Source organism: Acidithiobacillus sp. HP-2 (genome assembly GCF_015100155.1).
GTDB lineage: Bacteria > Pseudomonadota > Gammaproteobacteria > Acidithiobacillales > Acidithiobacillaceae > Acidithiobacillus.
The window spans coordinates 28,759-40,675 of sequence record NZ_JACKZA010000002.1; the positions used below are offsets into that span (position 1 = coordinate 28,759).

An 11,917-nucleotide genomic window follows, 5' to 3' on the forward strand; every position below is an offset into this window, starting at 1 on the left:
GCCTTAAAGTTTTTTCAGAGTCCCTTTGGGAAGCAACAGGGTGACCGCCGCCTTTTGGACTTTTACGATAACCCCTTCAGCGACTTCAATATGCAAATATTCATCGCCCAGTTGCATGACGCGTCCGGCGAGGCCGCCGAGGGTAATCACTTCATCCCCCTTGGAGATGGAAGCCATGAGCTGGCGTTGTTCCTTGGATTTTCTCATCTGCGGACGAATCATCATAAAATAGACAATTGCCCCGAAGACCAGAATATAGACAATCATGATCAGTCCAGAGTCTGAACCACCACCGGCTGCAGTTCCGGCATAGGCATTGGCAATCGGTGAAAAACTCATGATTCACTCCTGATCAGGTTTGAGGGCGCCCATTGTAGCCTTTAGGCGTCAATGAGGGAACTCGCGGCACGGCGTTGATAAAATTCCTTCCGGAAGGCCTCCAGACGGCCCTGGACAATGGCCTCGCGCAGCCCCGCCATGAGCTCCTGATAGTAATGGAGGTTATGTTGGGTATTCAGGCGCGCCCCCAATATTTCATGGCTACGCTGCAGATGCCGCAAATAAGCCCGGCTGTAATTGCGGCAGGTATAGCAACTGCATTCCGGATCAGGAGGAAGTGGATCTTTTTCGTAACTGGCGTTACGGAGCTTGAGAATGCCGTAGCGCGTAAACAGCCAGCCATTGCGGGCATTCCGGGTCGGCATGACACAATCAAACATATCCACGCCCCGGTACACCCCCTCTACCAGGTCTTCCGGCGTGCCCACACCCATCAGGTAGCGGGGTCGGTCGCCAGGCATCTGCGGCATGAGATTTTCCAGTACCTCCATCATCTCGGCCTTGCTTTCACCCACCGACAGACCACCCACGGCCAAGCCCGGAAAATCCAGTTTCTGCAAACCTTCCAGAGAACGCTGACGTAAATCGCCATACATTCCACCCTGGACAATGCCAAACAACTGACCCGGTCCCTGATAAGCCCGGCGGGAACGTGCCGCCCAGCGCAGGGAGAGCTCCATGCTGAACCGTGCTTCTTCGTAGGTCGCCGGATGCGGCGTACATTCGTCAAAAACCATCGCTATATCCGAACCCAGCACGGCCTGAATGTGCATGGACTCTTCCGGTCCCAGAAAAACCTTGTGACCATCCGTAGGCGCACGAAATTCCACACCCGCTTCACGGAGCTTGCGCAGCGCGCCGAGACTGAACACCTGAAAGCCACCAGAATCGGTCAGGATGGGACGGTCCCAGTGCATCATTTTATGGAGGCCGCCGAGGGCGGTGATGACTTCCAGTCCCGGACGCAGAAAAAGATGAAAGGTGTTACCGAGAATAATGTCCGCACCGATGGCTTTCAGTTCTTCCGGGGCCATGGCCTTGACGGTGCCATAGGTCCCTACCGGCATGAATGCCGGCGTTTGAATATCTCCCCGGGGCAAGTGGACAATACCGCGCCGGGCGGCACCATCCTTACCCAGACATTCAAAAATACCCATCAGGGCAAGCACCGCGAAAGCGCTGCAGGGGTAATGAACATGGCATCTCCATAACTGAAAAAACGATAGCGGGCGGCAACCGCATGCTGATAGGCGGCGAGCATACATTCAGTACCGGCAAAAGCACAAACCAGCATCAGCAGAGTTGACTCGGGCAAGTGGAAATTGGTCAGCAGCGCATCAATCACCTGAAATTTTTTGCCGGGATACAAAAACAGGCGGGTTTCACCCACGTAAGGACGCAAGGTGCCGTCCTGTCCAGCGGTTTCCAGTGCCCGGCAGGCTGTTGTCCCTACCGCAATCACCCGTCCGCCCCGGGCTTTGGTGGCCGTGATGGCTGCCACGGTTTCCGGGGAAACAATCAGGGTTTCGGCATGCATCTGATGTTCTTGCACCTGCTCGCTGCGGACCGGCAAAAAAGTCCCTGCCCCCACATGCAGGGTCACAAAACGGCGCTCCACGCCTCGGGCATCCAGGGCATCCAGTAAGGCCTTATCAAAATGCAGACCGGCCGTTGGTGCGGCAACTGCTCCCGGTTTATCGGCATAGACTGTCTGGTACCGTTCCTGATCACGGGCTTCGGGAGCACGGTGAATGTAGGGGGGCAAGGGCATGGTGCCCTCTGATTCCAGCACCGCCAACCAGGAAGCCCGGTGCAGACGCAGGCGGACATCCATCCCGTCTTTTTCCAGCACCTCCGCACGATCGCCCTGCGCCAGTTGTAACATCATGCCGGGTCGCAAGGCTTTGGAAGATTTGGCCAGAAACCAGCCTTCATCCTCTCCCAGCAGACGATCCAGCAACAACTCGACGGCACCACCCGTATCCTTGTGGGCATGCAGTCGGGCCGGTAGCACCCGGGTATCATTGAGAATCAGCAAGTCACCCGGATTGAGGTATTCTGGCAACGCACGAATCCAGCTATCCCGCCAGTGCCCAGAATTACCATCAATCACCAGCATCCGCGAGGCGCTGCGCTCTGACAGTGGCTCCTGGGCAATGAGTTCCGGGGGTAAATCGTAGGTGAAATCACTTTTCAGCATCTTGTCCCTTTTTCAGGAAAACCAGTCCGACGCATCATTCTCAGGATGCGGGATGACTTGCACCTGGGTAATACGCGGGCCTTTTTTGCGCAATACCAGAACATCAAAATCGGGAAACTCTACTCTTTCGCCTTCTTCCGGAACCCTGTCCAGTTGGCGCATGATCAGCCCACCGATGGTATCTGCTGCATCTTCGTCAATATCCCGATCCAGACAACGCTCCAGGGAATAGAGAGACAGACTTCCCGAACCCACCCAGCTACCATCCAGACGGCGCTGCCACTCCTTGCGCTGATGGCGGAATTCGTCGGGGATAACGCCGAGGAGACTTTCCAGAACATGATCCAGCGTCACAAAACCGGTGATTGTGCCGAGGTCATCCACCACCAGCGCAAAATGCGGGTGACCGGTACGGAAATGGCTGAGAAGGTCCATGGCAGGCATGGCTTTATTGACTGAGGGTAAGGGGCGTAAAAGGTTTTTGAGATCGCCCAGATTATCATGGCGCGCCATCTGCGCAAAAGCGTCTTTCACATGCAGCAGACCAATCACATGCTGGCGGTCGCCTTCGCAGACCGGGTAGCGGGTAAAACGATGGCGCAACATCATCGCCCGGGTTGCTTCGGAACTCTCCTCGCGCATCAGGCATATCATGTCTGCTGCGGGACGCATCAAATCGCCGGCCGTCAGTTCATTGAAGTCCAGCGTGCGGTCGAGAATATCACCGGTGCGCTGACCCAGGGTTCCCTGAGCCTGGCTGAGGGCAAGAATCATCGCCAGTTCATCCCGGGAATGCGGCGCATCGCCGGCATGCTGATCCAGACGCAGGGCAAACAGACGCAGCACAATGCGTGTTGCCCCGTTGAGAATAAAAATGGCGGGATACATCAGCCAATAGAAGGCGTAGAGCGGAGCGCCCGTCCACAGGGAAACAGCTTCGACTTTACGAATGGCCAGAGATTTGGGCACCAACTCACCAATCACAATAACCACGAATGAAACCAGGGCAAAGCCCACTGCCAGGGCGATGGAATGGAGCAGAGCCGGGTCTCGAACTCCGAAAAACCGGAACACCGGCTCCAGTAGATGCGCCATGGCGGGCTCACCAATCCAGCCTATTCCCAGAGAGGCAAACGTAATGCCCAATTGTGTGGCAGAAAGATAAGCATCCAGACGCGCATGCATCCGCACCAGAATTCGCCCACGCAGCCCATGTTCCTGGGCCAGCGTACGCGCATGGGTACTGCGCAGGCGGACCAGAGCAAATTCGGCCGCCACAAAAAATCCATTGAGAAAAATCAGGAGGGCTGCCAGTAGCAGCCCGTTTGCCTCAGTCACCGGGGCAGGCCCCCATCTGCAGCGTTTTGCTCGGAATGTGTTTAGTCATCACTGGCGATGAGTTGCTCCAAACCGGCAAAGCTTTGCACCACATCATTACTTTGCAGGGCTACACCCAGCTGCCGGGCAATCTGGCTGATAGAGAAAATTCCACGTATTTCAATGCCATGTGGCGTCTCTTCACGTACCAGAGCGTGCTGGCGGCCGGCCTTGCGCAGGGTGAGGACAATGTCTCCTACAGTGGAGCGTTCTACTTCGGGAAAATCCAGCACATCAATTTGTCCAAGGGGCACCATGATATTCTGGACCTTGATGTCATCACGGGCGACATGCTCTTCTGCAGCCAGCCGCACCGGCTTTTCACCCATGATGTCCCGGGCGGTAATCAGGCCGACCAGGGTCCCCAAATCATCCAGAACAAATAACAGGCGTACGCCCACATGAATCATGCGCTGCATGGCCTGATCAATAGTGGACTCCGGCTTCGTGGATGCGGCCGGGACGCGGCGCAGATCCGTCATGCTTTTCAGTGCGGAGTCTTCCGGCTTGAGACTCAAGGGCAAACCATTGTCAAACAGACAAATGCGGGTATCCGGCTCGAGGCCATAACGTTGTAAGGCACGGAATCTTGTCATCTCTTTTTCTCCGTAAGTTTAATGATAGGGAAACAACTCTCTGTAAATACAGCATAGCGCAAATCAGACAGTGCTATTTGCGGCCGCAAAACCCCTTTGCAAATCATCCCGCAGATCATCTACATGTTCCAGTCCGACACTGATGCGCAGCAAGCCGTCGCCAATACCTGCAGCAGCCCGGGCTTCGGGACTGACCCGGCTATGGGTCGTGCTGGCCGGGTGGGTGATGGTGGTTTTGGCGTCCCCAAGATTGGCAGTCAGGGAAAGCAGGCGCAGGCCATTGACGAAAGCCCAGGCTGCCGCCTGCCCACCTTTCAGATCAAAGGAGAGGATGGCACCTGGACGTTTTTGTTGCTGCGTGGCCAGGGCATATTGCGGATGCGTTTTCAGGCCTGGAAAATACACTTTTTCCACTTCCGGACGGCTCACCAGCCACTCAGCAATTTGCTGGGCGTTCTGACAATGCTTTTCCATGCGCAAAGCCAGAGTTTCCAGTCCTTTAAGCTGCACCCAGGCATTAAACGGACTCAGGCTGGGGCCGGCGGTGCGCACAAAATTGCGGGGTCCATTATTCAACAGGGCGTTACTGCCGCACACGGCACCACCCAGAGTCCGGCCCTGCCCGTCCAGATATTTGGTGGCAGAATGTAACACCAGATCGGCCCCAAACCGCAGAGGTTGCTGAAGTATCGGAGTACAGAAACAATTATCCACCACCAGCCAGGCGTCGTGTTGATGCGCCAGATCGGCCAAAGCCGCCATATCGCCAATTTCCGTCAGGGGATTGGAAGGGGTTTCCAGAAACAGCAAGCGGGTTTGCGGACGAATGGCGGCTTTCCAGGCCTCCAGATCCGCCAGGGGCACAAAGGTGGTTTCCACCCCGAAACGTCCGAGAATGGTGCTGAGAAACTGTACCGTCGTACCGAAAATGGAACGCGATGCGACAATATGATCGCCAGCCTTCAATAACCCCATGAAGGCCGTCATGCAGGCGGCCATTCCTGAAGCGGTCGCTACACAAGCCTCAGCACCTTCAAGAGCGGCCAGACGTTCTTCAAATGTGCGCACTGTCGGATTGGTAAAGCGCGCGTAAATATTCCCCGGGACTCGCCCGGCGAAACGCTCGGCCGCTTCTTCAGCGGAGTTGAATACAAAACTGGAAGTCGGGAAAATGGCTTCGCTGTGTTCCTGTTCCTGGGTTCGATGAATGCCCGAACGAATGGCGAGGGTTTCCGGACGCAATTGAGCAGTCCAATCCGCATCCTGATTTTCTGAACTCATTTCACCTCCTTGAGCAGGTGCAACTGACGGGAGCCATGACCTTCCGGGGTAGGCAACGGATAGTCGTCACTGAAACAGGCATCACAAAATCCCTGGGTGCGCGCACCCACCGCTTCGTACAGCGCTTCCAGACTGATATAGCCCAAGCTGTCCGCCCCGATGATTTTACGCACTTCCTCAATACTATGCTGGGCGGCAATCAATTGGGAGCGGTCCGGGGTATCAATGCCGTAATAACAGGGGCCCGTTGTCGGTGGTGAACTGACCAGAAAATGTACTTCACGCGCCCCGGCAGCGCGCACCAGATTGACGATTTTGGCACTGGTAGTGCCGCGCACAATCGAGTCATCTACCAGAATGACGCGTTTACCACGGAGAATATTGGGTTGGGCATTGAGTTTGACCTTGACGCCAAAATCGCGGCCACGCTGGGCGGGCTGGATAAACGTGCGACCGACATAATGATTACGGATCAGGCCCAGCTCAAAGGGAAGACCGGAAGCTTCTGCATAACCCATGGCCGCAGCGACACCCGAGTCCGGCACGGGTACCACCAAATCAGCCTCGCGCGGGTGCAGATGGGCAAGGGCCTTGCCAATCTGCTTACGCGCCGAATACACATGGGTGCCATCCAGCACACTATCAGGTCGCGCAAAATAAATGTATTCAAACACACACATTCTGCGTTCGGCAGGGGCAAAAGGCTTGCGGCTTTCAATGCCCTCCTTGGAAATAATGATGAGTTCGCCGGGCTCAATATCCCGGACAAATTCAGCACCCATCAAATCCAGGGCACAGGTTTCGGAAGCCAGCACAAACCCCCCGGAATCAACAAGACGACCAAGAACCAGGGGACGAAAACCCATGGGGTCGCGCACGCCGATCAGGCGGGTTTCGGTCAGGCAAACCAGGGAATAAGCACCCGAAACCTGTTTCAGTGCAGCAGCGAGACGGGTTCCAGGGTCGTCTCCGGGCACTCGCGCCAGCAGGTGGACGATGACTTCCGTGTCCATATCCGTGTGAAAAATAGCGCCTTCCTGTTCCAGACGAAGGCGTAATTCATCCGCATTGACCAGATTACCATTATGCCCGACAGCAAAAGCGCCATGCCGGTAATTGATAAAAATCGGCTGAGTATTCCTGAGCACAGAACCGCCCGCCGTGGAATAACGCACATGACCAATGGCCTGCTCGCCGGGCAGCTGGCTGATCTGTTCCAGACCAAACACATCCGCCACCCGTCCCATACCCCGCTGGACAAATAACTTGCCCTGATCTTCAGAAACAATACCGGCAGATTCCTGACCACGATGTTGCAGGGCGTAAAGCCCGAGATAAGTCAGATTGGCGGCTTCCGGATGCCCAAAAACGCCGATCACTCCACATTCATCATGGAAATGATCATCTTCTATCAATTGTTCTTCCCAACGTTCAGTGTGCAATTTTCTGCGACTCCAAATAGGACACGGCTGGCGCCGTCAACGATTGTGACCAGTGTTTTATGGGCTCCTGCGCCAGCCAGGAGTTTTTCCACCAGGACTCATGGGACAAATCCGAAGATTGTACCAATGTGACCAGAATGGCGATCAGCACCAAGCCCCGCAGGAATCCGAAAAAAGTGCCCAGAAACCGGTCGGTGGCTCCAAAGCCAATGCCGTATAATAACTTACGCACCACAAAAGCGCACAGGGTTCCAACTACCAGACAGCCAAAAAACAGGATAAAAGAAGCTAAGGGTACCCGCCATCCGACAGGAATATCATGGGACAACTGGGGCGCCAGCCAGCTCCCCCCCCAGGTCCAGGCTACATAAAATCCACCAACCCAGGCCGCCAATGAAAAAAATTCGCGAACCATGCCCCGAAACAGTCCCCACAGGGCGGATAATACGACCAGTCCGACGACGACAATATCCAGCCAGTAATTCACACGCTGGTACCATCCAGCCATTGCCGGGGCAACTGCTTGACCAGATGAAATGACCCAAAGCAGACAATCATATCATCGGCAGCCAAAACGGAACCAAGTGCATCAAGAGCGGTTTGCATGTTTTCCTCAATTTCCGCATGAGCAGCGCCCATTTCCCACAAACATTTCTGCAGACTGGCAGCACTGGCGGCACGTGGCGTATCGGTTATTTCCAGAACATGCCAGACTTCTACACGCCTGAGCAAGTTTTTCAGGGTACCTGCAACGTCTTTATCGGCGAGCATGGCCACTACGGCATGGCAGCGCCCGCCCTGGCCCTCCAACAGCGTTGCCAATTGTGCCACTGCCTGAGGATTGTGGGCGACATCAACAATCAGACGCGGACCGTTTTCTCCCCAAGGCCGTAACAGCTGTGCCCTGCCCGGTAAATCAGGCCGGATTGACCAATGGCTTAATGCCGCATCGGAAACAGGTAATTCTTTTTGCAAAAACCAGACGGCGGCCAGGGCGAGGGACAGATTCTGCCATTGTGCAGGAGCGGGCCAGAGCGGTTCAGGGATTGCCACGGTCTGACCAAATCCCCACCAACGGCGGGCCTGCGCATCAAAATGAAAATCCCGGCCGAGTAATTTTAATGGCACCTGATGTTGTGCTGCTGTTTCCAGCACCGAGGCGCAGGGATTTGCGGCATCCCCGTAGAGAGCTGGCACATTGGGCCGAAAAATTCCGGATTTTTCCCGACCGATGGACAGTCGATCCGGCCCCAGCCAGTCCTGATGATCCAGGTCTACCGTAGTCAGCACACTGCAGTCCGGATCAAAGGCGTTGACAGCGTCCAGTCGCCCACCCAGTCCGACCTCCAGTATGGCCAGATCCACCGGCGCCGCACAGAGAATTTTCACAGCCGCCAGGGTAGTGATTTCAAAAAAGGTCAGGGTAATGCTTCCGGCAACTGTCGCTATTTCATCCAGCGCAGCAACCCAGTCAGATGTCGGAGCAGATGTGCCATTCAGCCGCAGGCGTTCGTTGAAGGTCCAGATATGCGGACTGGTATAAGCGGCAACACGGTAACCGGCCTGTCGATAAAAAGTCTCCAGACAAGCCACCGTAGAACCCTTGCCATTGGTACCGGCCACGGTAATGACCGGCATCGGCAAACGCGCGGGCAAACCCAGCAAAGCCATGGCCGCCAGCATACGCTCCAGACCGAGGACAATCCGTTCCGGCGGGCCGGCCATGCGAATCACCTGATCACTGAGGGCATCCGTCAACACCCTGCTCTGCAGCACAATCAGCCCCTAGGGTTTGCTGCTGGACTGGGTCAGCATCCCCAGTATTTCACCGATCACCGTGCGCAACTGGCGGCGATCCACAATCTGATCAATAGCCCCGTGTTCCAGCAAATACTCCGAACGCTGAAACCCCACCGGCAGTTTCTCGCGGATCGTCTGTTCGATGACGCGCGGTCCGGCAAAACCAATGAGGGCCTTGGGCTCGGCAATCAGCACGTCGCCCAGGGTCGCCAGGCTGGCGGAAACGCCGCCCATGGTGGGGTCCGTCAGCACCGAAACAAAAGGAAGTCCGGCCTTGGCCAGGCGTTCAACAGCCGCCGAAGTCTTCGCCATCTGCATCAGTGACAACAGACCTTCCTGCATACGGGCACCACCACTGGCCGAAAAACAGACCAATGGGCAGCGATCTACCAGGGCAGTTTCCGCCGCCCGGGCAAAACGGGCACCGACCACCGAACCCATGCTCCCCCCCATGAATTCAAAAGCAAAAGCAGCAGCGACTACCGGACGTCCGTGCAGCAGGCCGCGCATGACCACCATAGCATCTTTTTCACCGGTCTTGGTCTGGGCTTCCTGCAAACGCTCTTTGTAGCGCTTCTGATCTTTGAAACGCAGGGGATCGACAGGGACATATTCCTTGGCAATTTCCAGGCGCGGCTCCGCATCCAGAAAAAAATCCAGACGCTGCCGGGCCGTAATGCGCTGATGATGGCCACAATTGGGACAGACAAACAGATTTTCTTCCAGCTCGGTACGATACAAAACCGTTTGGCAGGTGGGGCACTTGGACCAGAGCCCTTCGGGTACTGTGCGCTTGTTTTCCGTCGCTTGCGGCTGCGGATCGGGTTTTTTCTTGATTTTGGGGGGTAATACCCGGTCAAACCAGCTCATTGAACACTCCGGGGTTTTTGTACGGCACCCGCCAACTCGTGAATAAAATTTTTGGCGGTCAGAACGGCTGCCTGATCATCGCGACAATCGGCCAGTTGTTCCACCAGGGCACTGCCTACCACTACGGCATCCGCACCCTGGGCAACCCGTGCCACTGTCTCGGCATCACGAATTCCAAAACCGATGGCTACTGGTAACGCTAACTCCTGGCGCAATTCACCAACCCGTTTAAGGACCTCGGGCCAGTCAGACTGCGCAGCCCCGGTAATGCCCCGCAAGGAAACATAGTAAACAAAACCGCTGCCCAGTTCGCGGACCGTCTGCACCCGCGCCGCGCCACTGGTGGGAGCCAGCAGAAAAATGGGGTCCACACCACAGGCCTTGAGCAAGGCTGATTCCTCGCGGCCCTCTTCGGGGGTGAGATCGACAATGATAACCCCATCCACGCCAGCCCCTGCTGCCAACTCCGCAAAGGTGGCCATACCCATGGCTTCGAGCGGATTCAGATAACCCATGAGGATGACCGGCGTCTGTTGATTGCTGCGCCGGAATTCGCGGACCCATTCCAGGACCATCCGCAACTTGACGCCACGCCCGAGGGCGCGTTCACTGGCCCGCTGAATACTGGGTCCATCTGCCATGGGATCGGAAAAGGGCATGCCCAGCTCAATCGCATCCGCTCCGGATTCTGCCAGGGCATGCATGAGGGGCACAGTTGCCGTCAGGGAAGGATCGCCGGCGGTAATAAAGGGGATAAGGGCAGCCCGATTTTTCTGTTGCAACTGCGCAAACATGGCCGCTAGACGACTCATAAATGAATACCCTCCAGAGCCGCGACCGTGTGAATATCCTTGTCACCCCGGCCCGATAAATTGACGATAATGGTCTGATCTGAACGCATGCCGGGCGCGATGGCAAAGGCATGGGCCAGAGCGTGGGAGGACTCCAGGGCCGGAATGATGCCTTCCGTGCGGCACAGTTCGTGAAAGGCCTGCAAGGCTTCCTGATCCGTAGCTGACACATATTCAGCACGACCAATATCTTTCAGGTAGGCATGCTCCGGTCCTACACCCGGATAATCCAGCCCTGCCGAGATCGAGTGGGTTGGCAGAATCTGGCCGTCTTCATCTTCCATGAGATAGGTGCGATTACCATGCAACACCCCTGGACGCCCTGTCGTCAGTGGTGCGGCATGCTGGCCGGTACCCAGGCCCAGCCCCCCCGCCTCCACACCGATCAGACGCACCGACTGGTCATTGATGAACGGGTAAAACAGGCCGATGGCATTACTGCCACCACCCACACAGGCTACGCACACGTCCGGCAAGCGACCGGTCAGCTCCAGACACTGAGCCCGCGCTTCATCACCAATAACCCGATGGAAATCCCGGACCATGGCAGGGTAAGGATGGGGGCCTGCTACAGTACCAATAACATAAAACGTATTGTCCACATGGGTGACCCAGTCCCGCAGTGCTTCATTGAGCGCATCTTTCAGCGTGCGGGTGCCACTGCTTACGGCCGCCACCTGAGCACCCAGCAAACGCATCCGGAAAACATTGCTGGATTGCCGCTGAATATCTTCTTCACCCATATACACCAGACATTCCATACCGTAACGAGTGGCCACCGTCGCAGTAGCCACGCCATGTTGCCCTGCTCCCGTTTCCGCAATGACCCGCTTCTTGCCCATGCGCCGGGCCAATAATGCCTGTCCCACGGCATTATTGATTTTATGAGCGCCCGTATGATTCAGGTCTTCCCGTTTCAGATAAATCTGGGCACCACCCAGTCTGCGGGAGATGCGCTCGGCGTGGTACAGTGGGTTGGGACGCCCGACAAACTGCCGCAATTCACTGTGTAATTCCGCGCGAAACTCGGGATCGGCCTGAGCTTCCTGATAAGCCTGGTTTAATTCATCCAGTGCCGGAATCAGCGTTTCCGCCACAAAACGTCCGCCATAGGGTCCATAATGCCCCATTGCATCCGGCAGCTCGTAGTTGTCCATATTC

General features: G+C 56.2%; 12 protein-coding genes. All 12 read right to left on the reverse strand.

Going from position 1 to position 11,917, the window contains the following annotated elements:
• Positions 1–3: 3 nt before the first annotated feature.
• Positions 4–339 (reverse strand): preprotein translocase subunit YajC, encoded by a 336-nt coding sequence (gene yajC, locus H7F11_RS01595; protein WP_193649679.1) that lies wholly within the window; start codon positions 337–339, stop codon positions 4–6.
• Between the two features lie 41 nt (positions 340–380).
• Complete coding sequence (gene tgt, locus H7F11_RS01600) at positions 381–1,496, reverse strand: tRNA guanosine(34) transglycosylase Tgt (protein ID WP_193649678.1); 1,116 nt, start codon at positions 1,494–1,496, stop codon at positions 381–383.
• Positions 1,496–2,539, reverse strand: a complete 1,044-nt coding sequence (gene queA / locus H7F11_RS01605; protein ID WP_193649677.1) for a tRNA preQ1(34) S-adenosylmethionine ribosyltransferase-isomerase QueA — start codon at positions 2,537–2,539, stop codon at positions 1,496–1,498. Before queA ends, tgt begins: the two co-directional genes overlap by 1 nt.
• 12 nt (positions 2,540–2,551) lie before the next feature.
• The gene (locus H7F11_RS01610; RefSeq protein WP_193649676.1) at positions 2,552–3,877 is read right to left on the reverse strand and encodes a hemolysin family protein; all 1,326 of its coding nucleotides are present in this window, start codon (positions 3,875–3,877) and stop codon (positions 2,552–2,554) included.
• A gap of 41 nt (positions 3,878–3,918) precedes the next feature.
• A complete protein-coding gene (locus H7F11_RS01615; protein ID WP_193649675.1) occupies positions 3,919–4,512 on the reverse strand; it encodes a CBS domain-containing protein in 594 nt (197 codons plus the stop codon).
• Positions 4,513–4,575: 63 nt separating this feature from the next.
• Positions 4,576–5,793, reverse strand: coding sequence for an O-succinylhomoserine sulfhydrylase (locus H7F11_RS01620; RefSeq protein WP_193649674.1), 1,218 nt, complete (start codon positions 5,791–5,793; stop codon positions 4,576–4,578).
• Entirely contained in the window at positions 5,790–7,235 is a 1,446-nt protein-coding gene (gene purF, locus H7F11_RS01625; protein ID WP_193649673.1) for an amidophosphoribosyltransferase, read from the reverse strand. The genes H7F11_RS01620 and purF overlap by 4 nt, the downstream gene beginning before the upstream one ends.
• Positions 7,225–7,743, reverse strand: a complete 519-nt coding sequence (locus H7F11_RS01630; protein ID WP_193649672.1) for a CvpA family protein — start codon at positions 7,741–7,743, stop codon at positions 7,225–7,227. Before H7F11_RS01630 ends, purF begins: the two co-directional genes overlap by 11 nt.
• A complete protein-coding gene (locus tag H7F11_RS01635) occupies positions 7,719–9,011 on the reverse strand; it encodes a bifunctional folylpolyglutamate synthase/dihydrofolate synthase (RefSeq protein ID WP_193649671.1) in 1,293 nt (430 codons plus the stop codon). The genes H7F11_RS01630 and H7F11_RS01635 overlap by 25 nt, the downstream gene beginning before the upstream one ends.
• Before the next feature lie 9 nt (positions 9,012–9,020).
• Positions 9,021–9,905, reverse strand: a complete 885-nt coding sequence (accD, locus tag H7F11_RS01640) for an acetyl-CoA carboxylase, carboxyltransferase subunit beta (RefSeq protein WP_193649670.1) — start codon at positions 9,903–9,905, stop codon at positions 9,021–9,023.
• Positions 9,902–10,717, reverse strand: a complete 816-nt coding sequence (gene trpA / locus H7F11_RS01645) for a tryptophan synthase subunit alpha (protein ID WP_193649669.1) — start codon at positions 10,715–10,717, stop codon at positions 9,902–9,904. The genes accD and trpA overlap by 4 nt, the downstream gene beginning before the upstream one ends.
• A complete protein-coding gene (trpB, locus tag H7F11_RS01650; RefSeq protein ID WP_193649668.1) occupies positions 10,714–11,913 on the reverse strand; it encodes a tryptophan synthase subunit beta in 1,200 nt (399 codons plus the stop codon). Before trpB ends, trpA begins: the two co-directional genes overlap by 4 nt.
• Between the last annotated feature and the right edge of the window lie 4 nt (positions 11,914–11,917).

Excerpts from the sequence above, each read along its gene's own strand:
- yajC (WP_193649679.1), bottom strand. The coding sequence starts at position 339 with ATGAGTTTTTCACCGATTGCCAATGCCTATGCCGGAACTGCAGCCGGT.
- tgt (WP_193649678.1), bottom strand. The coding sequence starts at position 1,496 with ATGGGTATTTTTGAATGTCTGGGTAAGGATGGTGCCGCCCGGCGCGGT.
- queA (WP_193649677.1), bottom strand. The coding sequence starts at position 2,539 with ATGCTGAAAAGTGATTTCACCTACGATTTACCCCCGGAACTCATTGCC.
- H7F11_RS01615 (WP_193649675.1), bottom strand. The coding sequence starts at position 4,512 with ATGACAAGATTCCGTGCCTTACAACGTTATGGCCTCGAGCCGGATACC.
- H7F11_RS01620 (WP_193649674.1), bottom strand. The coding sequence starts at position 5,793 with ATGAGTTCAGAAAATCAGGATGCGGATTGGACTGCTCAATTGCGTCCG.
- H7F11_RS01630 (WP_193649672.1), bottom strand. The coding sequence starts at position 7,743 with ATGGCTGGATGGTACCAGCGTGTGAATTACTGGCTGGATATTGTCGTC.
- accD (WP_193649670.1), bottom strand. The coding sequence starts at position 9,905 with ATGAGCTGGTTTGACCGGGTATTACCCCCCAAAATCAAGAAAAAACCC.
- trpA (WP_193649669.1), bottom strand. The coding sequence starts at position 10,717 with ATGAGTCGTCTAGCGGCCATGTTTGCGCAGTTGCAACAGAAAAATCGG.
- trpB (WP_193649668.1), bottom strand. The coding sequence starts at position 11,913 with ATGGACAACTACGAGCTGCCGGATGCAATGGGGCATTATGGACCCTAT.